Annotated in this window: 23 protein-coding genes; 16 read left to right on the plus strand and 7 right to left on the minus strand. The window is 31.7% G+C overall.

Going from position 1 to position 25,908, the window contains the following annotated elements; translation table 11 throughout:
- Positions 1–136 precede the first annotated feature (136 nt).
- From ACFS5M_RS06440 to ACFS5M_RS06470, 7 genes are all read right to left on the minus strand, one after another.
- Positions 137–541: a hypothetical protein gene (locus ACFS5M_RS06440; RefSeq protein WP_183486943.1), complete on the minus strand. Its 405-nt coding sequence runs from the start codon at positions 539–541 to the stop codon at positions 137–139.
- A 66-nt stretch (positions 542–607) separates the two neighbouring features.
- A complete protein-coding gene (gene secA, locus ACFS5M_RS06445) occupies positions 608–3,958 on the minus strand; it encodes a preprotein translocase subunit SecA (RefSeq protein WP_183486945.1) in 3,351 nt (1,116 codons plus the stop codon).
- Between the two features lie 194 nt (positions 3,959–4,152).
- Positions 4,153–4,374, minus strand: a complete 222-nt coding sequence (locus tag ACFS5M_RS06450) for a DUF2795 domain-containing protein (RefSeq protein ID WP_008272287.1) — start codon at positions 4,372–4,374, stop codon at positions 4,153–4,155.
- 166 nt (positions 4,375–4,540) lie between these two features.
- Complete coding sequence (locus ACFS5M_RS06455; protein ID WP_183486947.1) at positions 4,541–5,113, minus strand: cob(I)yrinic acid a,c-diamide adenosyltransferase; 573 nt, start codon at positions 5,111–5,113, stop codon at positions 4,541–4,543.
- A 155-nt stretch (positions 5,114–5,268) separates the two neighbouring features.
- Positions 5,269–5,952, minus strand: coding sequence for an ABC transporter ATP-binding protein (locus ACFS5M_RS06460; RefSeq protein WP_183486949.1), 684 nt, complete (start codon positions 5,950–5,952; stop codon positions 5,269–5,271).
- A gap of 66 nt (positions 5,953–6,018) precedes the next feature.
- Positions 6,019–6,792 (minus strand): O-methyltransferase, encoded by a 774-nt coding sequence (locus tag ACFS5M_RS06465; protein WP_183486951.1) that lies wholly within the window; start codon positions 6,790–6,792, stop codon positions 6,019–6,021.
- Positions 6,793–6,794: 2 nt separating this feature from the next.
- On the minus strand, positions 6,795–8,657 hold the full coding sequence (locus tag ACFS5M_RS06470; protein ID WP_183486953.1) for an ABC-F family ATP-binding cassette domain-containing protein: 1,863 nt from the start codon (positions 8,655–8,657) through the stop codon (positions 6,795–6,797).
- A 224-nt stretch (positions 8,658–8,881) separates the two neighbouring features.
- Between ACFS5M_RS06470 and ACFS5M_RS06475 the strand changes: the two genes are divergently transcribed.
- The 16 genes from ACFS5M_RS06475 (at position 8,882) to ACFS5M_RS06550 (ending at position 25,904) form a co-directional block, all read left to right on the plus strand.
- Positions 8,882–9,553: a polysaccharide biosynthesis/export family protein gene (locus tag ACFS5M_RS06475; protein WP_379898252.1), complete on the plus strand. Its 672-nt coding sequence runs from the start codon at positions 8,882–8,884 to the stop codon at positions 9,551–9,553.
- Positions 9,554–9,557: 4 nt separating this feature from the next.
- Positions 9,558–12,041, plus strand: a complete 2,484-nt coding sequence (locus tag ACFS5M_RS06480; protein WP_183486969.1) for a GumC family protein — start codon at positions 9,558–9,560, stop codon at positions 12,039–12,041.
- 39 nt (positions 12,042–12,080) lie between these two features.
- A complete protein-coding gene (locus ACFS5M_RS06485; RefSeq protein ID WP_183486977.1) occupies positions 12,081–13,370 on the plus strand; it encodes a nucleotide sugar dehydrogenase in 1,290 nt (429 codons plus the stop codon).
- Complete coding sequence (locus tag ACFS5M_RS06490; protein WP_183487305.1) at positions 13,370–14,353, plus strand: SDR family oxidoreductase; 984 nt, start codon at positions 13,370–13,372, stop codon at positions 14,351–14,353. Before ACFS5M_RS06485 ends, ACFS5M_RS06490 begins: the two co-directional genes overlap by 1 nt.
- A gap of 11 nt (positions 14,354–14,364) precedes the next feature.
- Positions 14,365–15,216 carry an ABC transporter permease gene (locus ACFS5M_RS06495; RefSeq protein WP_183486979.1) on the plus strand — a complete coding sequence of 284 codons (852 nt, stop codon included), beginning with the start codon at positions 14,365–14,367 and terminating at the stop codon, positions 15,214–15,216.
- A gap of 2 nt (positions 15,217–15,218) precedes the next feature.
- Positions 15,219–16,487, plus strand: coding sequence for an ABC transporter ATP-binding protein (locus ACFS5M_RS06500; protein ID WP_183486981.1), 1,269 nt, complete (start codon positions 15,219–15,221; stop codon positions 16,485–16,487).
- Positions 16,484–17,236, plus strand: a complete 753-nt coding sequence (locus ACFS5M_RS06505; protein ID WP_183486983.1) for a TylF/MycF/NovP-related O-methyltransferase — start codon at positions 16,484–16,486, stop codon at positions 17,234–17,236. The genes ACFS5M_RS06500 and ACFS5M_RS06505 overlap by 4 nt, the downstream gene beginning before the upstream one ends.
- Before the next feature lie 17 nt (positions 17,237–17,253).
- Positions 17,254–18,129, plus strand: a complete 876-nt coding sequence (locus tag ACFS5M_RS06510) for a hypothetical protein (RefSeq protein ID WP_183486985.1) — start codon at positions 17,254–17,256, stop codon at positions 18,127–18,129.
- A gap of 1 nt (position 18,130) precedes the next feature.
- The gene (locus tag ACFS5M_RS06515; RefSeq protein WP_183486986.1) at positions 18,131–19,036 is read left to right on the plus strand and encodes a class I SAM-dependent methyltransferase; all 906 of its coding nucleotides are present in this window, start codon (positions 18,131–18,133) and stop codon (positions 19,034–19,036) included.
- Entirely contained in the window at positions 19,029–19,730 is a 702-nt protein-coding gene (locus tag ACFS5M_RS06520; protein ID WP_183486988.1) for a class I SAM-dependent methyltransferase, read from the plus strand. The genes ACFS5M_RS06515 and ACFS5M_RS06520 overlap by 8 nt, the downstream gene beginning before the upstream one ends.
- Positions 19,727–20,845 (plus strand): glycosyltransferase family 4 protein, encoded by a 1,119-nt coding sequence (locus tag ACFS5M_RS06525; protein WP_183486990.1) that lies wholly within the window; start codon positions 19,727–19,729, stop codon positions 20,843–20,845. Before ACFS5M_RS06520 ends, ACFS5M_RS06525 begins: the two co-directional genes overlap by 4 nt.
- A 66-nt stretch (positions 20,846–20,911) precedes the next feature.
- The gene (locus tag ACFS5M_RS06530; RefSeq protein ID WP_183486992.1) at positions 20,912–21,988 is read left to right on the plus strand and encodes a DegT/DnrJ/EryC1/StrS family aminotransferase; all 1,077 of its coding nucleotides are present in this window, start codon (positions 20,912–20,914) and stop codon (positions 21,986–21,988) included.
- On the plus strand, positions 21,982–22,629 hold the full coding sequence (locus ACFS5M_RS06535; protein WP_183486994.1) for an acetyltransferase: 648 nt from the start codon (positions 21,982–21,984) through the stop codon (positions 22,627–22,629). Before ACFS5M_RS06530 ends, ACFS5M_RS06535 begins: the two co-directional genes overlap by 7 nt.
- 30 nt (positions 22,630–22,659) lie before the next feature.
- On the plus strand, positions 22,660–23,607 hold the full coding sequence (locus ACFS5M_RS06540) for a sulfotransferase (RefSeq protein ID WP_183486996.1): 948 nt from the start codon (positions 22,660–22,662) through the stop codon (positions 23,605–23,607).
- A gap of 125 nt (positions 23,608–23,732) precedes the next feature.
- Positions 23,733–24,758, plus strand: a complete 1,026-nt coding sequence (locus tag ACFS5M_RS06545) for a glycosyltransferase family 2 protein (protein WP_183486998.1) — start codon at positions 23,733–23,735, stop codon at positions 24,756–24,758.
- 15 nt (positions 24,759–24,773) lie between these two features.
- Positions 24,774–25,904, plus strand: a complete 1,131-nt coding sequence (locus ACFS5M_RS06550; RefSeq protein WP_183487000.1) for a glycosyltransferase — start codon at positions 24,774–24,776, stop codon at positions 25,902–25,904.
- The last annotated feature ends 4 nt before the right edge of the window (positions 25,905–25,908 follow it).

The following is a 25,908-nucleotide window of genomic DNA, read 5'->3' on the forward strand; positions in this document are numbered from 1 at the left end:
GTATGTTTTTAAACAATGGGATAAATCTATTAAATAATGTTTATAACCTCATCATGCTTGTGTTTTATTCGTTGAAAATTAAAATTTATCGGTTATGATGTGTGTATAATAAACTAAATCTGAAATTAGTTTTATTTTATTCTTCATTAAGCCTATTTATCGCTACTTTTCTCCCAATAAAAAATGCGCCAATAACAGATATCATTCCTGCAAATATGGACCACGTAGGATGAGACATCACAAAAGAACTTCCGATTGATCCAAGAATGATTATACCAGAAACTATATATGCGGGTAATAATGATTTTTCTGAGACTGCAGTTGATGCTAACATGCCTCCAATAATTCCAAAGCAATGCGCAACAATAACTAAAACCATGGCTCCAGATGGAATTAAATGCATGTTTTGTTTTATAGAATCTGGATCCATTGGATTTGCTCCATCAGGAAAAGTAAAAAATTGAGGTCCTAGGATATACAATAAAAAAACAACAAGCCCAGCAACAACCAAACCAACCGTAACGGCAAATGCATTTCTCATACTTTAAAAATTTTTGAATTAAGGGATTTTTAAAGATACGAAAATTATAATAGCAATTTTATAGCTCTAATCTACTAATACCCAATCGCCTTTGGCAATTAAAGGCTCAGCTTGTTTATATTTTACTGTTTTATTTTCACCACTCATCACATGCTTTATCGTTACTTTATCGTTACGCCCAATTTTTGGTCTATCACGAACAATGGTTTCTACAACTTCTTGTTGACGTTGGGTATTTCCTGCAGCTCTGTTTTGAGCAGAACGTTCATCTAAGTTTGGAATTTCGTCTTTTTGGGTTTTAAGATTTTCCTTTTTACGCGTTTCTCTAGCTTCTTGAATGTTCGTTTCTTGAGTTGGTAACTCGCCTTTAAATAAAAATGAAATCACATCTTTATTAACTTGATCTATAGTAGATTTAAATAATTCAAAAGCTTCAAATTTATAAATTAATAAAGGATCTTTTTGCTCATGAACAGCGAGTTGAACCGATTGTTTTAATTCATCCATTTTACGAAGATGTGTTTTCCAAGCATCATCAATAATGGCTAATGTAATATTCTTTTCAAAGTCTGTGATTAGTTGTTTTCCTTGAGTTTCGTATGCTTTTTCAAGATCTGTAACCACTTGTAAAGATTTTACACCATCTGTAAAAGGAACAACAATGCGTTTGAATTTATCACGTTGTGTTTCGTATACATTTTTTATGATTGGAAAAGCAACTTCTGCATTGCGCTCCATTTTTGCTCTATAGTGTTCGAATGCTGCTTTGTAAACACGTTGTGAAATTTCTTGATTAGATAATTTTTTGAATTCCGCTTCTGTGATAGGAGAGCTCATTGAAAAATAGCGAATCAATTCAAATTCAAAGTTTTTATAATCGTTAGCTTCTTTGTTAGTTTCTGTGATAATTTCAGAAGTGTCAAAAACCATATTGGCTAAATCGACACGAAGACGTTCTCCAAATAATGCATGATGACGACGTTTATAAACGACTTCACGTTGCGAATTCATCACATCATCATACTCTAATAAACGTTTTCTAACGCCAAAGTTGTTTTCTTCGACTTTCTTTTGTGCACGTTCTATAGATTTTGATATCATAGAATGTTGAATGACTTCACCTTCTTTTAAGCCCATTCGATCCATCATTTTAGCAATACGTTCACTACCAAAAAGACGCATTAAATTGTCTTCTAACGAAACATAAAATTGTGAACTTCCTGGATCTCCTTGACGACCTGCACGTCCACGTAATTGCCTGTCAACACGACGAGAATCATGACGTTCTGTACCAATAATTGCTAAACCTCCAGCGGCTTTAACGTCTTCACTTAGCTTAATATCTGTACCACGACCAGCCATATTTGTTGCTATAGTTACCTGACCTGGTTGTCCTGCTTCAGCAACGATATCTGCTTCTTTTTTGTGTAATTTGGCATTTAAAACATTGTGTGGCACTTTTCTTATAGATAACATTTTACCTAAGAGTTCACTAATTTCTACATTAGTTGTACCAATTAAAATTGGACGACCAGCTGCTGATAATTTTGTAACTTCATCTATGACAGCATTATATTTTTCACGCTTCGTTTTATAGACTAAATCTTGTCTGTCGTCACGTGCAATTGGTCTGTTGGTAGGAATTTCAACTACATCTAATTTGTAAATCTCCCAGAACTCTCCAGCTTCTGTAACCGCAGTTCCTGTCATACCAGAAAGTTTACGATACATTCTGAAATAATTTTGAAGAGTAACGGTTGCAAAGGTTTGTGTAGCGGCTTCAATCTTAACATTTTCTTTGGCTTCAATAGCTTGATGTAATCCATCACTGTATCGACGACCATCCATAATACGCCCTGTTTGTTCATCAACAATCATGACTTTATTGTCCATGACCACATATTGATTGTCTTTTTCAAATAAAGCATAGGCTTTTAGTAACTGATTAAGCGTATGAATACGTTCTGATTTGATGCCGAAATCTCTAAATAAGTCCTCTTTTTCTGCAGCTTCATCTTCCTTACTTAAGCCTTTACCCTCAATTTTAGCAATTTCAACACCAATCTCTGGCATAACGAAGAAATTAGGATCATCTTTTCCAGAAAGATATTCTATACCTTTATCTGTGAGTTCTATTTGATTGTTTTTTTCTTCTATGACATAATACAACTCTGCATCAATCTTAGGCATCTCTCGATTATTGTCTTGCATGTAGAAGTTTTCAGTTTTTTGAAGTAGTTGTTTTACACCTTCTTCACTTAAAAACTTTATTAAGGCTTTATTCTTTGGAATACCTCTATATACACGAAGTAATTGGAAACCTCCTTCTTTATCGTCACCAGCAGCAATTAATTTTTTAGCTTCAGCTAAAACACCAGTAAGGTATTTTCTTTGTACTGTAACGATATCATCAATTTTAGGTTTTAAGGCATCAAATTCATGTTGATCACCTTTAGGAATTGGTCCAGAGATGATTAATGGTGTACGTGCATCATCAACAAGTACAGAATCAACTTCATCGACAATTGCGTAATGATGAGGTCTTTGTACTAAGTCGTCTGGATTATGTGCCATGTTATCACGCAGATAATCAAATCCAAACTCATTATTGGTACCATAAGTGATATCTGCATTATATGCTTTTTTACGAGCTGCAGAGTTCGGTTGATGGTAATCTATACAGTCTACACTTAATCCATGAAACTCAAAAAGTGGAGCCATCCATGCGCTATCACGTTTTGCCAAATAATCATTTACAGTTACTAAGTGTACACCTCTTCCTGCTAAAGCATTAAGATACACAGGAAGCGTTGCGACTAGTGTTTTACCTTCACCAGTTTGCATTTCAGCAATTTTACCTTCGTGTAAGGCAACACCACCAATAAGCTGTACATCATAATGAATCATATCCCAAGTAATTGGTTTTCCTGCAGCATCCCAAGAATTTGCCCAAGTAGCTTGGTCGCCTTCTAAAGTAACATAGCCTTTTTCTCCAGAAATTAAACGGTCAAATTCATTAGCAGTTACTGTAATTGTTGTGTTGTGAGTAAAACGTTTAGCAGTTTCTTTAACAACAGCAAAAGCTTCAGGAAGAATAGCATTTAAAACCTCTTCAGTGACTTTATAAATATCATCTTTAATAGCATCAATTTCTTGATAAATATCTTCACGCTTATCAATATCTTCAGTGTTTTCTGCAGTGATTAGAAGCTCATCAATTTTATCTTGAAGAGGCTGTCTTGCATTTGCTATTTCTGATTTGAAGTAGGCTGTTTTTGCTCTTAAATCGTCATGTGATAAAGCCTCAAGAGCGCTTTCAAAGGTTTTGATTTTATTAACTAAAGGTGTTAAGGCTTTGACATCTTGTTTAGATTTGTCGCCAACAAATACTTTTAGTACTGAATTTAAAAAACTCATGTGTAATATGTTTTTGTGCTTATGAAACCCCTAGATTGTGCTCGAGGAGATAATAAGCTTTTTGATTGTTATATGATATCTATTAATAACCTAAAAATAAAGGTTTTCAAAGATACGTTTTGTTGTTTTGTTTTGTAACTATTAAGGCAAAAAAAAAGCCTCTATACGAGACTTTTTTTGCAATTTATTTGATATTAATATTCATCCTCATTCCAGAGGTAATCTTCGTCGGTTGGATAATCTGGCCAGATTTCTTCAATAGAGTCGTATGAATCTCCTTCATCTTCAATAGCTTGTAAGTTTTCAACAACTTCTAAAGGTGCACCAGTTCTAATTGCGTAATCAATTAATTCGTCTTTTGTTGCTGGCCAAGGCGCATCACTTAAATAAGATGCTAATTCTAATGTCCAATACATTTATAATTCGTTTTTATTTTTTGCAAAAATAAATTTTTAGTTTAAATAGTCAAGAAAAAAGTGAATTATTTTTTCAATAATTAAAAGAACGTCTTTTTAACTGAAACTACTTGATACTAAAGTATTTTGCAGCGTTATTAATTTACAGCGTATATAATTTGGATGATTAATTTTTTTCAGGAATCCATTTTACTTCCTCTGCTTGCAAATCAAAAGACAACTTTCGTGCCAAGACAAAAAGATAGTCAGAAAGGCGATTTAAATACATTAAAGTGTTAGGTTCAATTGATTCTATGTCATTTAGTGCAGTGGCTAATCGCTCTGCACGTCTGCAAACACAGCGTGCAATGTGACAGAATGACACCGTTTGATGACCACCTGGAAGAACAAAATGAGTCATTTGTGGTAAGTCTTCATTCATGGCATCCATTTGGTGTTCTAAAAGTTCTATGTTTTCTGAAGATATTTTAGGAATATTTAAACGTTCTTTTCCGTTTTTAAGAATAGCTTTCTCTGGATCTGTAGCCAATATAGCCCCAACAGTAAAAAGTCTGTCTTGAATATGAATAAGTATATCTTTATAAATAGCGTTAATGTTCTGATCTCGAATTAATCCAATATATGAGTTGAGTTCATCAACGGTTCCGTAACTATCAATTCGAATATGATGCTTTGGTACTCTTGTGCCACCAAAAAGTGCGGTTGTACCTTTGTCTCCTGTTTTTGTGTAAATTTTCATCTGTAGGATGTTATTGTTTTAGAGGTTAGATGTAAATCGTTATTGATAGCGTTTGCTTAACGCTAATAATCTAACACGCTCATTTCATTTTTTAAAGGTAAAAGTAATATGGTAAAGGGCAAAAGTAAAAGAGGAAATTATGAAGTGTTTAGGTGTTAATTTCTAGTGTCACTTTCAATAATGCCATCACGTAAACGAATCACACGTTTGGCGTGTGCTGCTATTTCTTCTTCATGAGTAACCATAATAACAGTGTTTCCTGCTTTATGTATATCATCAAAAAGCGCCATAATTTCATGACCAGTTTTAGAATCTAGATTTCCTGTAGGCTCATCTGCGAGTATGATTGATGGGTTGTTTACTAAAGCACGACCTACAGCTACACGTTGACGTTGTCCACCAGAAAGTTGGTTAGGTCTATGATCCATCCTGTCTGAAAGTCCTACATTTGTTAACACTTCAGCCGCACGTTTATGGCGAGCAGCTTTGGAGGCTCCAGCGTAAACCATTGGTAAAGCCACATTGTCTAAAGCAGTCGTACGAGGAAGTAAGTTAAAGGTTTGAAAAACAAAGCCAATTTCAGTATTACGAATATCTGCTAATTGGTCGTCAGACATTTGGCTAACATCTTTTCCGTTAAGTAAATAGTTTCCAGAAGTAGGAGTATCTAAACATCCTAAAAGATTCATTAGTGTAGATTTTCCTGAGCCTGAAGGTCCCATTATAGCAACGTAATCACCACGTTCAATATCTAAATCTATTCCTTTTAAAACATGAACAACTTCGGTTCCTAATTTAAAATCACGAATGATATTTCTAATTTCAATGACATTACTCATGAGTTCAATTTTGTTAGCGCAAGATAAAATATTTATGACTAGTAAGACGCAGTTTAATGCCAATTGTTACACTCTAATTATAAAATGTTCTTTTTCCTGTTCTTTGCGAAAAAATACGAATCCCCAAAAAAAGGTGTCAATTGTAATTGTTGTTTTTGGATGTTGTTTTATTTGTTGCCAAGCCTCATTCATGGATTTTGACCAATGAATATCATCAAAAATCATGACTGAATTATTATGAATAGTTTCTAAAAGAGTTTCAAAATAGTTTAGAGTGGCTTCTTTTTGATGGTTGCCATCTATATAAATGAGGTCAAATTTTTGTGTTTTTAAATGCTCTAATTCAGATTCAATACTCGCAATTTTTAAGTCGATATTTTTAAAGTTGAAGGCGTTAAATTGCTGTAATGCTATGTGTGCTGTTTCTGGACAACCTTCAATAGTGGTAAGCATTCCGCTTTTGTTTCCTAAGCTAAGAGCAGCTGAAGCTAAACCTAAAGAGGTTCCTAATTCGAGCATAATTTCAGCATTTAAATAATTGGTAATACGATAGAGGATTTGATTCCTTTTTTTTGTTATTCCAGCGGTTTTAGCAATTTTAGAAACAACTCTTTTGTTAGATTTAAACACGCGACTTCCTGCGCCAAAATCGGTTACATTTATTATGGTGTTATTAGTGTAAAGTTGCTGTCTGTAACTATTTAAGATACTATAGTTTTCATGTTTAGCTTTGTCATAAAAGCACTTAGTCACTAGGCTGTATACAAACGGTGAATGCACACCATGTTGGTTGGTGGATTGAAATAAAAACTTAAAATAAGATTTAAAAAAGTAGAACATGTTTATTTCTCCATTTTTTCCATGAGTTCAAACCAACGTTCTTCTTTGGTTTCCATATCATCAATGATGAGTTGTAATTTTTCTGAAAGCTTAGTGATTTCATCTTGAGTTAGAGTTTCGTCATTGAATTTGTTTTCTAATTCCTTTTTGTCATACTCTAAAGATTTTAATTTGCTTTCAATATTTTTATATTCTTTTTGTTCGTTATAAGATAGTTTGTTGTTGCTGTCTTTTTTCCAAGATTTCTTTTCTTTCTTATCGTCACTGATTTCAGAAACTACAGGCTGACTATCTTCGTATGCTCTAAAATCGCTATAATTACCAGGGAAATCTTCAACAATGCCATCGCCTCTAAAAATAAAGAGATGATCAATGATTTTATCCATGAAATATCTGTCATGCGACACAACCATTAGGCAACCAGGAAAATCAAGAAGAAAGTTTTCTAGTACATTTAAGGTCACAATGTCTAAGTCGTTCGTAGGCTCATCAAGAATTAAAAAATTCGGATTTTGAATTAAAACAGTACATAAATATAGTCGTTTGCGTTCACCACCACTTAGTTTTTCAACAAAATCATATTGTTTTTTTCTGTCGAATAAAAACCGTTCAAGAAGCTGTTGCGCACTAATTTGTCTGCCTTTTTTTAAAGGAATATAATCGCCAAATTCTTTAACCACATCAATAACCTTTTGGTCTTGCTTGACTTTAATTCCATTTTGGGTATAATAACCAAATTTTACAGTTTCTCCGATGACAATTTTTCCAGCATCAGGTTGAATAGATTGGGTTATAATATTTAAAAAAGTAGATTTACCAGTTCCGTTTTTGCCAATTATACCAACGCGTTCTCCTTTCTGAAAGTTATAATCAAATTGATTAAGAATAGTTTTGTTTTTAAAGGATTTCGAGATTTTGTGGAGTTCAATAATCTTGCTGCCAAGACGTTCCATGTTAAGTTCTAATTGCACGACGTGGTCTTTTCTGCGTTGGTGTGCACGATGTTTTATTTCTGTAAAATCGTCTATTCTGGATTTGGATTTAGTTGTTCGTGCTTTGGGTTGCCTACGCATCCAAGCCAATTCTTTTTTAAAAAGTTGTTTGGCTTTGCCTGTCTCAACAGCTTCGCGATTAACACGTTCTTCTTTTTTTTCTAAATAGTAGGAGTAGTTTCCTTTATATGAATATAACTCACCTTGATCTAACTCAATAATTTCATTACAAACGCGTTCTAAAAAATAGCGATCATGTGTCACCATGAATAGAGTGATATTTTCTTTAGCAAAAAAAGCTTCAAGCCATTCAATCATTTCTAAATCCAGATGGTTGGTTGGCTCGTCTAAAATAAGTAAGTCAGGTTTGTTAATTAAAGCATTTGCTAGTGCTAGGCGTTTTTTTTGTCCGCCAGATAGTGTGCTTACTTTTTGGTTGAGGTTGTCAAGTTTTAATTTATAAAGAATTTGTTTGTATTGCGTTTCAAAATCCCAAGCATTATGCCTATCCATGTTTTCAAAAGCTTTTTGATAAGTGTCTTCATCTTCAGGGTTTAAAAGTGCTTTTTCGTAAGATTTAATAACTTGAAGAATGGCATTGTCAGAACTAAAAATAGTGTCCTCAATAGTTAAGTTTGAATCTAGAATAGGCTCCTGAGTTAAAAAGGAAACCACAATGTCTTTTCTAAAAATAACTTGACCAGAATCAGGTACATCTTGTTTTGCTAAAATGTTGAGTATAGATGTTTTGCCAGTGCCATTTTTTGCTACGAAAGCAATTTTCTGATCTTTATGTATGCTGAAAGAAATATCTTGAAAGAGTTCTAATTCACCATATGATTTTGAAATATTTTCTACATTAAGGTAGTTCAACTTGTTTTTTTTACAAATAACGCACAAAAAACCAAAAATTAGAATATAAATTTTAATATTGCTGTTGAAAAGTTATATTTGTTGAAACTAGATTTTATACTATGAATAGACGTTTTGTTCTTGTTTTTCTTTTAATATGCGTGATGGTTTCGTCATGTATACCACATAAGGATACTATATATTTCCAAAACAAAAATGTTCCTATAGATTCACTTCAAACTATAGTGGAAAAGCAAAAGCCTTATCATGTTCAGATTAACGATATTTTAAATGTTCGTGTTAAAGCTCTTGATCAAGATAATGTGCAAATATTTAACCCTTTTGGAGATGAAAACTTAAATGCTGGTAGTGTTGAGCGATCTTATTTTGATGGGTTTACTGTAGATGTTCATGGGAATATAAGGATTCCAACATTAGGTAAACTAAATGTTTTAGGTTATACTACTGAAGAGATTGAACAAATGATTGAAAAAAAATTACTTGATGAAATATTTAAGGAAACAGCTAATATTTTTGTTACTGTAAAGCTCACTGGATTGAAATATACAACAATGGGTGAAATTAATAGTACAGGAACGAGGACATTGTTTCAAGAGCGTGTTAATATACTTGAGGCTATTGCCAACTCTGGAGATATTCCAGTAACAGGAGATTTAAAAGATGTGCTAATCATTAGACAGTACCCACAAGGACAAAAAATACATCACTTAGATTTAACAGATGTTGAAGTGATGAATTCTCCATATTATTACATTCAACCTAACGATATGATTTATGTTAAACCGTTAAAACAAAAATCTTGGGGAACAGGGACGAATTTATTACAAAATATAGGAGCTGTAGCTACAATCTTATCTTTACTTACAACCACAGTTATACTTTATAATCGATTATAGTTTTATGGCCTACAATGAATTTGATGATATTGAAAATATAGAGTCTAAGCAGATAACGTTTGATTTTAAAGGTTATTTGTTTAAGGTTCTAAATCTATGGAAGTTCGTTTTTCTTTGCATAGGAACAGCCTTAATTATTGCCTACCTTATTAATGTTAGAAAAGAAAACGTATATAAATTAGAATCCTTAATTAGTGTAGAGAACGATCAGAATCCCTTTTTTACTGCGAATACAAGTATCTCTTTTAATTGGGGAGGTGTGTCAGGTAAGATGGGAAAGACCATGACAACCCTACAAACTAGAACGCATAATGAAAAAGTAGTTGACTCGCTTCAATTTTATATGGACCATCTTGTGCAAGGTAAGTATAGAAAAATTGATGTTTATAAAGAAGTCCCATTTGTTGTCGATTTAGATTTTTCTAAGTTTCAAGTACTCAATGGATTAATTGGGATTAGATTTATTAGCACTAATGAATTTGAAGTTTTTACAGAATTTGAAAACCCTCAAATGCTAGCACAACGCTATGATACTAAAGAAAAAGCACGTGTTAAAGTTCCGCAGAAAACCTTTAAAAAAACATTTTCTATTGGAGAGCCTATAGTTCTTCCTTTTTTTAATGCAACGCTACAATTTAGAAATGGGAAAACAGTTAAACCTAATACAGAATTTTTCTTACAATTTAAAAACTTTGATCATGTAGTCCATTCCTATAAACAAGGGATTATGATTAAAACTTTTGATAAGTCTAATTCTCCAGTATTAGCCTTGTCATTATCTGGTACTAATAAAGCAAAAATTGTAGACTATTTAAATACAACAGCTGCGATTTTAAGTTTAACAGAATTAGAACGTAAAAACCTTTATGCAACTAATACTATTAAGTTTATTGATAGTAGTTTGGCTGCTGTAGATATTAACTTAAAAGAAGTTACCAAAGAAATGAACGACTTTAGAAAAAAGAATAAAGTCTTCGATGTTGGTGCCGAAATGTTAGATGTTTCTGCAAGATTAAAAGGGTTTGAAGCTCAAAAGGAAGCCGAAATAGCTAAACTAGACTATTTAGATAGACTAGAAATTTATTTGCGAACTAAAACGGATTATACAAGTATAGCAGCGCCAACTTCTGTGGGAATAAGCGAAACGAATATCTTAAGTAGTGTTAGAAAGATTACTGAATTAGCAATAGAACGTCAAAGCTTAGAATATACTACTAGAAAAGAATCAGATATCTTTAAAAATTTAGACCGACAAATAGATGCAGAGAAGAATGTATTGTTAGAGACTATTAAATCTACAGTTAGTACAATTAATATTCAGCTAGGAACCATCAATAGAAATATTGCTAAAATGGAAGCTCAATTGAGTGGTTTACCTGAAGATCAACAAGAGTATTTGAAAATTCAAAGAAAGTTAAGTATTAGCCAAGAAGCTTATGATATTTACATGATTAAACGAAGCGAAGCCGCGATTGTTAAAGCCGCTAATATTTCAGATATTACTATTGTAGATGAAGCAAAAGATATTGGAGGAGGAATAATAGGTCCGAATAAGTCATTAAATTATATGATGGGACTTATGCTGGGATTCTTCATTCCAATGTTTCTTATTTTTGTAGTCTTTTTATTAGATAATACCATACATGGTTCTGATGAAGTAGAGCAACTCTCTAGTATTCCAATCTTAGGTTTAATTGGTAAATACAGATATCATAATAATCTTGTAGTATTTGAAAAGCCAAAATCTGCTGTTGCAGAATCTTTTAGATCTATTCGTTCTAGTTTGCAATTTTTTTATAAAAATAAGCTTAAAGTTGAAGGTGAAGGTGGTAAAACGATAATGGTAACTTCTTCGGTAAGTGGAGAGGGGAAAACCTTTTGTTCTATAAACATTGCAACTGTATATGCTTTATCTGGTAAGCGAACCATATTATTAGGTTTAGATTTACGTAAGCCAAAAATATTTGGAGATTTTGATTTAACAAACGAACAAGGTGTTGTTAATTACTTTATTGGAGATAGTACATTAGAAGAAGTCGTTAATCATACACATATTGATAACTTAGATGTAATTACTTCTGGGCCAATTCCGCCTAATCCATCAGAATTATTGATGAGTACAAAGATGAGTCCTTTAATAAAAGAGTTAAGACAAACATACGATATGATTGTTTTAGATACACCACCATTAGGATTGGTAACTGATGCCTTAGAACTTGTACAATATGCAGATGCAACTATTTTTATGGTTAGATTAGATTACACTAAAAAAGGAATGTTACAGCTCATTAATGCGAAGTATAGAGTAGGAGAAGTGAGGAATATTAGTTTTGTATTAAACTTCTACAAACACAAAACTAATCATAATTATGGTTATGGCTACGGTTATGGCTACGGTTATGGTTATGGCGTTTATGGAAACGCTTATCATGAAGATAGTAATAAGTCTGTAGTACAAAAGATAAAAGCATTTATAAAAAGTATTTAAAATATAATATTAATACCAATTATTAATCGACTAAAAAGTATGAATAAGCATAAATTAACTGTAATAGGTTTGGGATATGTAGGTTTGCCTTTAGCGGCAGAATTTGCTAAGAAATACCAAGTTATAGGTTTTGATATTAATACCAACAGAGTTCAAGAGCTTAGACAAGCTAAAGACAGAACCCTAGAGGTTGAACAAGAGGAATTAGAGAAAGTATTAATTGATAATCTTAATGAAGATAAAGGATTATTTATAACCAATAAACCTGAAGATTTAGAGCAGTCTAATGTTTATATTATAACAGTTCCTACACCAACAGATGCTTTAAATAAACCAATTTTCACACCTCTTATTAAAGCAAGCGAAACAGTTGCTAAAGTCTTAAGAGAAGGAGATATTGTAATTTATGAATCTACAGTATACCCAGGAGTAACAGAAGATATTTGTGTACCTATTTTAGAAGAACAATCTGGCTTGAAATTCAATAAAGATTTTTTTGCAGGTTACTCGCCAGAGCGAATTAATCCAGGAGATAAAAAACATACGGTTACAAAAATATTGAAGGTAACTTCTGGCTCGACACCAGAAATTGCTATCGTTATAGATGATTTATATAAATCAATCATAACCGCAGGAACTCATATGGCTCCTACAATAAAAGTTGCTGAAGCTGCTAAAGTCATTGAAAATTCTCAACGCGATATTAATATTGCTTTTGTAAATGAACTTTCAAAAATATTTAGACTATTAGATATTGATACTAAAGCTGTTTTAGAAGCTGCAGGAACTAAATGGAATTTCATCAACTTTACTCCAGGATTGGTTGGTGGTCATTGCATTGGAGTTGATCCTTATTATTTAGCACAAAAAGCTATAGAATCAGGTTATAACCCAGAAATCATCCTTGCTGGAAGAAAAATGAATGACAGTATGGGAAGCTATGTCGCTCAAGAAACTGTTAAAATGATGATTAATAAAGGTGCCACTATTAAAGGTTCTAAAGCATTAGTTTTAGGAATTACCTTTAAAGAGAATTGCCCAGATATTAGAAATTCTAGAGTTATAGATATAATAAAAGAACTAGAAACGTATCATGTTAATGTTGATGTATTAGACCCTTGGGCTTCTTCTGAAGAAGTAAAACATGAATACGGCTTTGATTTATTATCATCAAAAACAGAAATAAGTGATAATTACGATGCTATTATTTTAGCAGTATCTCATGAAGAGTTTATAAAATTAGATTTGCAAAAATTGAAATCTAAAACAGGAGTTATTTTTGACGTAAAGAGTTTATTTCCTAAAGATCAAGTAGATGCCAGATTATGATGTATACTAATAATTACCATAATACAGATATTTCTAACCTTAGCTTCCTTGTAACAGGTGGAGGCGGATTTATTGGTTCTAATATTGTAGAATATTTATTGAAATTTGGAGCTAAGAAAGTTCGAGTTTTAGATAATTTTTCTAATGGTTATAGAGAAAATTTAACCGAATTTGAAAACCATCCAGCTTTTGAATTAATTGAAGGCGACATTAGAGATCTAGAAACTTGTAAGCGTGCTATGTTAGATGTAGATTACGTATCTCATCAAGCAGCTTTGGGTTCTGTGCCTCGCTCTATAAATGACCCAGCGACTACTAACGATGTAAATATTTCTGGGTTTTTAAATATGATGATTGCCTTAAAAGAAAGTGAAACGGTAAAAAGAATGGTCTATGCAGCCTCTAGTTCTACTTATGGAGATAGTAAATCATTGCCAAAAGTTGAAGATAAAATAGGTAATCCTTTATCGCCTTATGCAGTTACAAAATACGTAAATGAACTATATGCTAATGTCTTTGGTTCAACTTACAATACAGATGTTATTGGCTTACGCTATTTTAATGTGTATGGTCCTAAGCAAAGTCCTAATGGAGCTTACGCTGCCGTAATTCCTTTGTTTATGCAAGCTTTAAAAGATGATGTGTCACCAAAAATTAATGGAGATGGTGAGCAAACTCGAGACTTTACTTTTGTAGATAATGCAGTTCAAGCTAATATTAGAGGGTTTTTCGCTTCAAAAGACGCAGCGAATCAAGTGTTTAATGTAGCTTGTGGAGAGCGTATTAGCGTAAATACTTTATGGAATAATTTAAGTGCTGCTGCAAATAAAAAAATACCACCAGTATATGGACCTCCAAGACAAGGAGACGTAAGAGATTCTTTAGCAAATATTTCTAAAGCAGAAACCTTGTTAAATTATAAACCCCAATTTTCAGTCAAAGAAGGTTTAAAAGTAACGTGGGATTATTTTATGAATTCTTAAAATAAAATCTATTGGAAGATAAATGGTTATATTCTATCTCATCTAAAAAAAAGTTAATAGACTTTAATTTTAAAGAGATATGGAGTTATAGAGATTTACTATTATTGTTTGTTAAAAGAGATGTCGTAACAGTTTATAAACAAACAGTATTAGGACCGCTATGGTATTTAATTCAACCTTTATTTACGGCCTTAACATTTACTATTATTTTCAATAAAGTTGCTAATATTGAAACAGGCAGTATTCCTCCTTTTTTATTCAATTTAGCAGGAGTTTCTATCTGGAATTATTTTAAAACATGTCTAACATCAACTTCTGATACATTTAAAAGTAATTCAGCAATTTTTAACAAAGTCTATTTTCCGCGCATAATTTTACCGCTTTCTGTTATAATTTCTAATCTGGTGAAGTTTGGAATTCAGTTGCTCATTTTTATCGCATTTTATATTTATTATTATAGCCAAGGCGCTGGAATTCAATTAAATTTTACTGCAATTTATTTTCCATTTCTTGTTGTTTTAATGGGCTTGTTAGGTTTAGGTTTAGGGATGATTATTTCGTCTTTAGTTACAAAATATAGAGACTTAAATTTTTTAGTTAATTTTGGAGTACAATTGTTGATGTACATATCTGCTGTTATGTATCCTTTAGCATTGATGCGAGAAAAATTACCAAATATTGCTTGGCTAGTAGAATATAATCCAATGGCATATATTGTTGAAACTGCTAGATATATGTTATTAGGAGAAGGTACTGTAAGTGCCTTTGGGATACTCTACACGGTAAGTATTACATTCCTTGTTTTATTTTTTGGAATCATTATTTTTAATAGAACTGAAAAAACTTTTATAGATACCGTTTAATTATGTCTAGGATTATATTAAAAGCTACAAATATTAGTAAGCAATATCGCTTAGGCCTAGTTGGTACTGGTACGATAAGCCATGATTTAAATCGTTGGTGGCATCGTATTCGTGGTAAGGAAGATCCTTTTTTAAAAGTGGGTGATGTCAATGATAGAAGCACAAAAGCAACAAGCGATTATGTTTGGGCACTACAAGACATTAATTTTGAGGTTAAAGAAGGTGAAGTTTTAGGAATCATTGGAAAAAATGGCGCTGGGAAATCTACCTTATTGAAAATCTTATCAAGAGTCACTAGCCCTACAACAGGCGAGATCAAGACAAAAGGACGTATTGCATCTTTACTTGAAGTTGGTACAGGCTTTCACCCTGAGCTTACAGGAAGAGAAAATATATTTTTAAATGGGGCTATTCTAGGAATGACCAAAGCCGAAATAAAAGCTAAACAAGACGAAATAATTGAGTTTTCTGGCTGCGCACGTTATGTAGATACTCCTGTGAAACGTTATTCGTCTGGTATGCGCGTACGCTTAGCTTTTGCTGTTGCCGCATTTTTAGAGCCAGATATTTTGGTTATTGATGAAGTACTAGCTGTAGGTGATGCTGAATTTCAGAAAAAAGCAATTGGCAAAATGCAAGATATTAGTAAAGGCGAAGGAAGAACGGTATTGTTTGTTAGCCATGATATGAATGCTATTGTACAATTAACCGAAAGAGTCATTGTCTTAAAACACGGAAAAGTCCATTTTGTAGGTGAAACAGATTTAGCTATTAATGAATATTTAATAGCTGATCAGAGCGAATTACAATATGTAAATAATACTCCTAGTGAGGTGCCACAAATTAAAAAAATCACTATTAATACAAGTTTACCCGGAAATATTCACGAATTTGGAAAAGAATTAGATATTGATTTTGAAATTTCTTTACCACACAAAGTTGAAAATTTGGCTTTAGCATTTCAAGTCATTGATGAATATCAAAATGCAATTACTCATGTTTGGAGAATGGACTCAGATCATGAAACTGTTCGCGAAAAAGGAAATTATAAGTTTAAATGTGTTTTTAATAAGTCGAGACTCTATATGGGAAATTATTCTTTAAGAGTTTTCCTTTCAAATTCTAAAAGCAAACAAAGATTTGATTATATTGAATCTACTTGTAATTTTAAAGTGGAAATGATGAAAACTAATAGGACTGCATATAATTGGCAAAAAGGAGCTTGCAAATATATAGAGGACTCAGTTTGGAAAATAGAAAAGGACTTATGAAAAAAGTAAAGAAACAACTCAGCAAAATATTGTCTTTATCTCAAGCTGAAAAGCTTAATAAAAATAATGAAGTCGAACAAAATACAGCCGATTTTTCAGATTTTGAAAAAGAGATTATAAAAAAGACAAATAATTTTACAATGACTAGCTCAGAAAGAATTGTTTCTTTAATTAGAGCAACCGAGTATGTGATTAAAAATAATATTGAAGGCAGCATTGTAGAGTGTGGTGTATGGAAAGGAGGAAGTATAATGGCTGTACTTCATACTTTAAATCAATTAAAGAAAGAGAAAGATGTTTTTTTATATGACACCTTTGAAGGGATGACCTATCCAACAGATGAAGATTTTTCTGTAAAAAAGCAACAAAGTGCAAAAGAAATATATGTCGATAAAAATGGTGTCATGTGCTATTCTTCATTAGAAGAGGTACAATCTAATATACAATCTGTAGATTATAATAAAGACCATATTCATTTTATTAAAGGGAAAGTAGAAGACACTATTCCAGATCATAATACACCAGAGAAAATTGCTCTGTTAAGATTGGATACAGATTGGTACGAATCTACTAAACATGAAATGGAACATTTGTTTCCAAGGTTAGAAAAAGGAGGTATTATTATTATTGATGATTATGGACATTGGAGTGGTTGTAAAAAAGCAGTCGACGAATATTTAGATAAAAATAATATACCTTTATTTTTATCTAGAATAGATTATACATGTAGAATAGGTGTTAAAATGTAGAAAGATTAAATAGTAAAATGAATAAAATTCATATAGGTTATCCAAAAACTGCTACAACATACCTCCAAAAGCATATATTCCCGCAATTAATAAATCACCAATTTGTTGGCCATCCAGAGTTTCATAAGTTTGGTTTGATGGATATCATATATAAACCAGACCGAAGTATAGATTTTGAAAAACATAAAAGTCATTTTAAGGCAAAAAATAATTTTATTTCTTTTGAAGAATTAACAGGACCTATTTTTAAAGGTTCATTTATGATAGATGTTATTCCTCATCGATTGGCAAAAATTTTTGACAGCGACTCTAAAATATTAATAACGATAAGAAGACAAGACAGCTTAATTAAATCGGCTTATATACAATACATTCATCAAGGAGGCACAATGAAATTAGGCCCTTTTATTCGCCATCCTAAATATGGCATGAATAGAATAGACCTAAATACATTTGATTTTTTGGAAACATATAAGGTTTATTCTGAAGTTTTTGGTAAAGAAAATGTTAGTGTTATTCCTTATGAATTATTAAAAACTGATGACATTTGCTTTTTTGAAAAGCTTGAAGATTTTTTTGAAAACGAAAAATTTGATATAAAAAAAAATACACTAGAGTATAGAAGCCTGTCTGGGTTTCAATTATCTTTTTTAAAAAATTTAAATAGATTTTTAAAAAGTCCGCTGTCAGAAAAATATATTATACCTCCAAGATTTATTAATCAAGATAAGTTAAGACGAAAGCTTCAAGCTTCAAATATACTTCGTTTTGGAAGCTATTTTAACGCTAAAGATGAAGCGTTGCTCAAGCATACATTAACTAAATATCAAGAAGGAAATGAAATTCTTGATAAAACGTTAAATTTGAATTTAAAAGAACACGGTTATTATTGATATGGAGAAAATATTAAGTCCACTTACTCAACAACCAACAGTTGTAAAGGTTGAAGATTTTTCAGTAGCTCAGACGATATCTCAATACGAGGAAATTGGAGTAGACGTCAAAAGGTTTTTTGAAAACCTAAATACGGTTCAATTATATAAATGTACCAAAACGAATTACCGATTCTATCATCCTTTTTCTATTATAGGAGATGCGGATTTTTATAAAGATTTATCCATCAACCGTAAGAGTTACTATTCAACAAGATGGGAACATAATAAAATTTTATCAACCTTAAACCCAAAGGAGAAAGTTTTAGAAATCGGATCAGGTTTTGGAGCATTCCTTTCTCTGCTAAAATCAAAATCTATTCAAGCAGAAGGCTTAGAACTTAATCCAGAAGCCATAAAAAAGTGTCAATTAGAAGGACTTCAAATTCACGATATGCTTATTGATGAATTTACAGTTAACCATAAAGACTCTCACGATGTGGTTTGTTTTTTTCAAGTTTTAGAGCATATAACTAATGTTCATGATTTTTTACAATCTGCTTTAGTTGCATTAAAACCTAATGGTAAATTAATTATAGGAGTCCCAAATAATAATCCGTACTTATTTGTAAATGACAAATACCATACACTAAATTTACCACCACATCATGCTGGTTTATGGAATGAAAAGTCATTAAAAGCTTTAGAGAAAGTGTTTTCAGTCAAATTAGAAACCGTTTATTATGAACCCTTAGGAAGATCATATACAGCGTTTTTAACAGCTTATATTAAAAATTCTAGTTTTATTTATTCAAAAATGCTAATTGCTGTAAATAAAATTGCGCCTAAGGTTTTAAAAAGAATATTGTGTAAATTTATAAATGGACGAAATATAGTGGTCGTATTTAGAAAAATAAAAAATGGATAGTTTTACTAAAATACCACTTCGCATTGAAAATTTAGACCGTTATTATATACGGACTTCAATTTTTAATGCGTTAAATGAGTCATTGCCAAATTTTAAAGGGAAGTTGTTAGATGTTGGTTGCGGTAAAATGCCTTATAAACAGCATATTTTAAGTCATTCAGGTATTACAGAGTATATTGGATTAGATATTGATACAGCTTTAATTTATGAAGCTGGTATAAAACCTGATTATACTTGGGATGGTGTTAGAATGCCTTTTGATGACGCAAGTTTTGATTCGGCTTTTGGTACCGAAGTTTTAGAACATTGTCCAGAACCAGAAGTTATATTAAAGGAAGTGTATCGCGTGCTTAAGCCTGGCGGAGTGTTTTTTTTTACAGTTCCATTTTTATGGAATTTACACGAAGTGCCTAACGATGAATATCGTTATACACCTTTTGCTCTAGATAGACATTTTAAGAATAGTGGATTTAAAGATATAGATATAAAAGCACTTGGTGGTTGGCATGCTTCTATGGCTCAAATGCTAGGATTATGGGTTCGCAGAAGCTCAATGAAAGCGTCTAAGAGGAAAATATTATCAAAGCTTTTGAAACCTGTAATGCGTTATTTAATGAAAATGGATAACGGAAAAAAAGTTAAGTTTAAGGAAGGTCAAATGATTACTGGTCTATATGGAATAGTCAAAAAATGAAAGAAGATAAACTTAATATAGCACTATTCTCTCCGAATAAAAACCCTTATTCCGAAACTTTTATTCAGGCGCATAAAAACTTACTTAGAGGCAATGTGTTTTATTATTATGGTAAACCTAATAAAATTCGATTAGAAGGTTCTAAACAAATAGTACCTAAATTCAAGAGTCTTATACTAAAGTTAAAAAGAAAAATAGTAAAGCAATCATTACATGATACAATTAAACAAACACTTCTATTGTCGTTTAAAACACATAAAATTGATGTCATATTTGTTGAGTATGGTACGCATGCGTTTAATTTGCGTCATATTTTAAAAGCTTCTGGATTGCCAGTTGTGACCATCTTTCATGGATTTGATGCTAGCGTATATAAGGTGGTTAAACGATGTAACAATTATAAAGAAGTTTTTGAATTGTCTACTAGTATCATTGCTGTTTCAAAAAAAATGGTAAACATGCTTAGCGATTTAGGATGTGATAAAAACAAAATAACACATACACCATGTGCTCCTGCCAATGTTTTTTTTGACGTTCAACCAAAATATTCAAAACAACAGTTTTTATCTGTAGGTAGGTTTGTAGATAAAAAAGCACCTTATATTACAATCATGGCTTTTAAAAAGGTGATTGACCAATATCCAAATGCTAAATTATTTATGGCTGGTGAAGGAGAGTTACTCAATACCTGTAAGAATTTATCAAAACTATGGAATTTAGAGGATCATATAGTTTTTATGGGTGTAATTAGTTCAGAAGAATATCAAGAGTTATTGTCAGAATCCTTAGCTTACGTGCAACATTCCATAACGGCTAATAATGGAGATATGGAAGGCACTCCAGTATCTGTTTTAGAGGCAAGTATAGCAGGTTTGCCAATTGTTTCAACAAATCATGCAGGAATTCCAGATGTCGTTATTAATGGTGAAACAGGACTGCTTTGTAATGAGCTTGATGTAGATGCTATGGCACAACATATGCTTCAGTTATTAACTGATAAAAGCCTAGCTAAACGTTTAGGAAGTACAGGTAAATCCCATACTCAAAAGTATTTCAGTATGAAGCAGCATATAGATTCGATTCAAAGCGTTTTAGAAGATTCTATAGCAATTTAAATATCAAATCTATCTTTTTGAAGGTGTAGTCTGAAGTAGTAATTAATACAATAGTCAATTAATAATATGATAAATGTAACGAAAACTTTTTTGCCTCCTCAACATGAATTTCAAACGATATTAAGTCGTGCTTGGGAAACTTGTTGGATGACAAATAGAGGCGCTTTAGTTCTAGAACTAGAAGAAAAACTGAAGAGTTATTTAAACGTAAAACATTTAACATTAACCACTAATGGCACACTTCCACTTCAAATAGCAATTAAAGCAATGCAATTAAAAGGAGAGATCATTACAACTCCTTTTAGTTATGTTGCTACAACAAGTAGTATAATATGGGAAGGTTGTAGTCCCGTTTTTGTAGATATTCATCCAGAATTTTTAACTATTGATGAGACCCAAATTGAGAATGCAATTTCATCAAAAACAACTGCCATTTTAGCAACACATGTTTTTGGAAACCCTTGTCATGTAGAGGCTATTGAAGCTATAGCAAAAAAACATAATTTAGTTGTTATATACGATGCTGCTCATTGCTTTGGAGTAACGTATAAAAATAAGTCTGTTTTTAATTATGGAGATGTAAGCACTTGTAGTTTTCATGCTACAAAATTGTTTCATACAGGAGAAGGAGGTGCAATGATTTCAAATTCAAAAAAAGTACACGAGACTTTATACTATCATCATAATTTTGGACACGATGGTCCTGAGGCTTTTCATGGTATTGGGATTAATGCTAAAATAAGTGAACTTCAAGCTGCAATGGGTTTAGCAGTATTTCCTTATTTTAACTCAATTCTTAAAGAAAGAAAGTTAATTGTCGATATGTATAATGCAGCTTTTAAAAACACTCAATTACAATTGCTTAAAATACGAGAGGGGACTCAGTGGAATTACTGCTATTATCCTGTGATTTTTGAAACAGAAACTCAGCTTTTAAAAATAAAGCAAGTCCTTGAGAAAGACAAGATAAACCCAAGACGTTATTTTTATCCAAGTTTAGATGAACTACCTTATGTGAATAAAAGTGTGAACGAAATCTCTAGAAGTATTGCTTCAAGAATAATGTGCCTACCACTTTACGTTGGTTTAGAAAAAGTGGACGTCCATAGAATTATTAATATTGTAAAAAGAAATATATGCTAATAGTTGGCGCTAAAGGTTTTGCAAAAGAAGTGTTAGAAACATTTCATCAATCTGGTGATATAGAAAACCTTGTTTTTTATGATGATGTAAATACATATACTTCTAAAAAGATGTATGATAAATTCGAAATTTTACAAACTTTGCAAGAAGCCGAATCATACTTTAAAACCATTGACAATAGATTTGTTTTAGGTTTAGGTAACCCAGTGTTAAGAAAAATAATGACTGATAAGTTTCTGGAATTAAAAGGTGTTTTAACAAGCACGATTAGTCAAAATGCAATTATTGGAAGTTTTGATGTTTCAATAGGAGACGGCTCAAATATTCTAGATCATGCTATAGTTTCTAATGGCGTGACTATAGGAATATGTGCTATTATTTATTACAATGCTATTATAACCCATGATGTGAAAATTGGCGATTTCGTAGAGATTTCTCCTGGAGCAAAACTTTTAGGACGCTCTAAAATTGGACATTATTCTCAAATAGGATGTAATGCAACAATTTTACCAGATGTGGTTATTGGTCACAATGTTATTGTAGCTGCAGGAGCAGTTGTTACTAAAGATGTTCCTAATAACTCTATGGTTGCAGGTATACCAGCAGTTATAAAAAAAGAATTAAAACCAATAGAGATTTAGTTTGTTATAAGCGTGTCTTGAATCGTATAAATGAAGAAATTCAAAAAGCATATACTTCACTTTTTTTTAAAATTAAAAGTCTTTAGGACTAAGGATTCTATATTGATTTTTAGCGAAGCACGTGGAGGAAGCACTTGGCTCATGGAGTTGTTAAAAAATATCCCAGGTGTTATTATTAACTGGGAGCCTTTACATGTAGATTATGGCGTGGTTCCTAAATCGTATAAGCTTGGTTGGCGACCAAAAATAGATAAAGAGAATAAAGAAACTAAATACAAAACACTCTTTTCTAATATCATTAGAATGAAAACATTTAATGATTGGACAACAAAATATGTTTCATGGAAAGATGTGCAATCTTCAAAATACGTATTAACAAAGTTTGTGAGAGGAAATCAATGTTTACCTTGGTTTGTAAACACATTTTCAGAACTTAAGCATCCACCAATTTTATTGTTGAGACATCCAATTACTACCTGTATTTCTAGATTGAAAACATTTGAAGGTGTTACAAATGTAAATGTTGCTCTTTTAGAAAATGATATGAGTTTTAAAATACCAGATTGTATTAATAATGAACGTTTTGTAAATCATCAAAAGTATATACACGAGTTGCAAACACAACTAGAAGTGGAAATTGCTATTTGGTGTGTGAATAATGCAGATATTATAAAACTTGAGAATCAGAATAAATGGATGACATTGTTTTACGAAGATCTGGTTAGTAACCCAAAACAAACTTTAAAAGAAGTTTTAAAAGGAATTCATATCGAATTATCAGATGCAGTAGTTAACCAAATTCAATATACAAAACCGAGTGCAAGTAATTACCATGGAAACTTTAAGCCTTCTAAAGTAAAGCAAATTGAATCTTATTTAGATCATCTAAACCAAGATACTTTATTAAGAATTCAATCTATATTTGATTATTTTAATCTCAAGGTGTATTCTGCCTTTAGTGCTTACCCAATAAAATAGATATTTATACACTTATTTTTTATAAAAATCTTTTTAACTTTAACATTTAAATGCAAAACCTAATTTAATGGTTAATATGTATAATGATTCATACGTATTAATTTTAGTCAGGTAAAAAAATAACCATGCCAAAAGAGCCTTTGATCTCCATCATTATTCCTGCTTTTAATCGCGCTCATTTAATAGAGGAAACTCTAAATAGTGTAAAATCGCAAACCTATAAAAACTGGGAATGTATTGTTGTAGATGATGGTTCTACAGATCACACTAAAAGCATAGTAAAGACTTATACAGATAATGATGAGCGATTTAAATTCTATAATCGACCAATTACGCATTTAGCTGGTGGGAATGGCGCCAGAAATTATGGCGCAGAGAAAAGTCAGGGTGATTGGCTGGTGTTTTTAGATTCTGATGATGTGTTAATGCCAACAGCTTTACTAAATAGAATGAATTGTGGTTTTGATTATGATATGCTTATTTGTGTAACAGGAACATTTAAGCGTGAATTAGGTGACTCTGATATCATATGGAATAAAATAGGGTCAGATAAAGAGGAATCAAAACTAATAGGAAGATATATAAATATGGATATGCCTTGGCATACTAATGGAGTGACTTGGCGAAAAGATTTTTTTAAAAAAATAGGAGGTTGGAATGACCAGCTAAGAGCTTGGCAAGATTGGGAAATACACTGTAGAAGTCTTTTTTTTAAACCTAAATTACAGTTTATAGAAAAGACGCCTGACAACTATTTTAGAATGTCTAAACATGATAGTATAGGGAAAACCATTAGGTCTAATAATTATATGGATTCGGTTTATAATGCCTTAGTATCTATAGATGCTCTTTTAGTTGAAAATGAAGATGTGTTTGATCTCGTAAAAACCAATTACGAAAAATTATTGTGTAAGATGTTAATTTCTTTCCCTGTAAGAAAAGGGTTTCTGTCTTTCCCAATAAAAACACTTAGTAAAACGCCTTTTTTTAAAGGCTCAAAGCGTTTGTTTTTTTTGAAATTTTATATCATTGAGTTATTAGCCAAAAGCCCTAAATTAAAAAAGGCTATTTTGCAAAACACTTATGCTAAACAGCGAAAATTTGTTGAGGTTAAAAGCAACTATTTAAAGCATAAGATTAGCGATTTGTAAAACATATATTAATTTATGAAACTATTATTTATTAATCATTCCGCAGAAAAAACTGGAGCTCCAATTGTATTGCTCCATTTTCTTAAATGGTTGAAGCAAAATAAAACCGTTGAATTTGATGTGTTGAGCTTGAAAAATGGTAATCTGTTAGATGATTTTACAGCAGTGAGTAATCAGCATTTTTTCAACAGAAAAGAAGAAACATTTTCTAGTAAGGCGATCCAAATTCTTAAAAAAGAGCTTAATATAAATAAAGATCAAAAAATTAAATATCCTCAAAAAAAATTAGATGCTATAGCTAAAAATAATTATGATTTGATATATGCAAATAGTGTTGTAAGTGTACCTGTTTCAGTTTATATTAAAAACAAGAGCGCTTCTTCACCAAAACTTATAAATCATTTACACGAGCTAAATCTTACAATAAATAGGTATTGCCCAAATTTAAATGAATACGAAAAAGATATAGACCTCACCATTGCTGTATCAGAAAAAGTAAAGCACAATTTGGTTTCTAATTGGAAGTTTTTACAGAATAAAATAAAAGTCGTTTATGCGTATTCAGAGATTACCAATCAAGATACTAAGACTTCTAATAATTTTGTAGTTGGTGCCTCAGGATTAGTGCAATGGCGTAAAGGACCTGAGTTCTTTCTGTTAGTTGCTTATTATGTGCTAAAACAGTTGCCAAATGAAAACATCAGGTTTCAGTGGTTAGGCAAAATTTCTAAAGCACATGAATTAATTTATGAAGAAGATATTTTAAAGCTTAATTTGTCTGATAAAGTAGAGTTCTTAGGATTTCAGGATAATCCCTCAGAGTTTTACTCTAATTTAGATGTGTTTTTAATGACTTCTAAAGAAGATCCTTTTCCTTTAGTGTGTGTTGAAGTTGGAATGATGGGAGTACCAATTATTTGTTTTGAATCGGCTACTGGAACTGAAGAAGTTTTAAAGCAAGTGCCAAATTCAGTTGTTCCTTATTTAGATGTTGTTGCTATGGGAGATAATGTGATTAAATATTTTAAAGATGCAGATTTGAAACGTAAAAATGGAGATGAAATGAAAAAAATATTTCAAGAGTTTACACCTAAAACACAGGCTCAAAAGATTTATAATAGTATTGAAGACTTATTACTTGATTAAACAT

The organism is Lacinutrix iliipiscaria, from assembly GCF_042686125.1.
Lineage (GTDB): Bacteria > Bacteroidota > Bacteroidia > Flavobacteriales > Flavobacteriaceae > Oceanihabitans > Oceanihabitans iliipiscarium.

Coding starts and splice junctions, on each gene's coding strand:
- ACFS5M_RS06520 (WP_183486988.1), top strand. CDS start 19,029: ATGGATAGTTTTACTAAAATACCACTTCGCATTGAAAATTTAGACCGT.
- ACFS5M_RS06540 (WP_183486996.1), top strand. CDS start 22,660: ATGAAGAAATTCAAAAAGCATATACTTCACTTTTTTTTAAAATTAAAA.
- ACFS5M_RS06535 (WP_183486994.1), top strand. CDS start 21,982: ATGCTAATAGTTGGCGCTAAAGGTTTTGCAAAAGAAGTGTTAGAAACA.
- ACFS5M_RS06515 (WP_183486986.1), top strand. CDS start 18,131: ATGGAGAAAATATTAAGTCCACTTACTCAACAACCAACAGTTGTAAAG.
- ACFS5M_RS06460 (WP_183486949.1), bottom strand. CDS start 5,952: ATGAGTAATGTCATTGAAATTAGAAATATCATTCGTGATTTTAAATTA.
- ACFS5M_RS06505 (WP_183486983.1), top strand. CDS start 16,484: ATGAAAAAAGTAAAGAAACAACTCAGCAAAATATTGTCTTTATCTCAA.
- ACFS5M_RS06550 (WP_183487000.1), top strand. CDS start 24,774: ATGAAACTATTATTTATTAATCATTCCGCAGAAAAAACTGGAGCTCCA.
- ACFS5M_RS06450 (WP_008272287.1), bottom strand. CDS start 4,374: ATGTATTGGACATTAGAATTAGCATCTTATTTAAGTGATGCGCCTTGG.
- ACFS5M_RS06500 (WP_183486981.1), top strand. CDS start 15,219: ATGTCTAGGATTATATTAAAAGCTACAAATATTAGTAAGCAATATCGC.
- ACFS5M_RS06490 (WP_183487305.1), top strand. CDS start 13,370: ATGTATACTAATAATTACCATAATACAGATATTTCTAACCTTAGCTTC.
- ACFS5M_RS06510 (WP_183486985.1), top strand. CDS start 17,254: ATGAATAAAATTCATATAGGTTATCCAAAAACTGCTACAACATACCTC.
- ACFS5M_RS06455 (WP_183486947.1), bottom strand. CDS start 5,113: ATGAAAATTTACACAAAAACAGGAGACAAAGGTACAACCGCACTTTTT.
- secA (WP_183486945.1), bottom strand. CDS start 3,958: ATGAGTTTTTTAAATTCAGTACTAAAAGTATTTGTTGGCGACAAATCT.
- ACFS5M_RS06485 (WP_183486977.1), top strand. CDS start 12,081: ATGAATAAGCATAAATTAACTGTAATAGGTTTGGGATATGTAGGTTTG.
- ACFS5M_RS06530 (WP_183486992.1), top strand. CDS start 20,912: ATGATAAATGTAACGAAAACTTTTTTGCCTCCTCAACATGAATTTCAA.
- ACFS5M_RS06545 (WP_183486998.1), top strand. CDS start 23,733: ATGCCAAAAGAGCCTTTGATCTCCATCATTATTCCTGCTTTTAATCGC.
- ACFS5M_RS06480 (WP_183486969.1), top strand. CDS start 9,558: ATGGCCTACAATGAATTTGATGATATTGAAAATATAGAGTCTAAGCAG.
- ACFS5M_RS06440 (WP_183486943.1), bottom strand. CDS start 541: ATGAGAAATGCATTTGCCGTTACGGTTGGTTTGGTTGTTGCTGGGCTT.
- ACFS5M_RS06465 (WP_183486951.1), bottom strand. CDS start 6,792: ATGTTCTACTTTTTTAAATCTTATTTTAAGTTTTTATTTCAATCCACC.
- ACFS5M_RS06525 (WP_183486990.1), top strand. CDS start 19,727: ATGAAAGAAGATAAACTTAATATAGCACTATTCTCTCCGAATAAAAAC.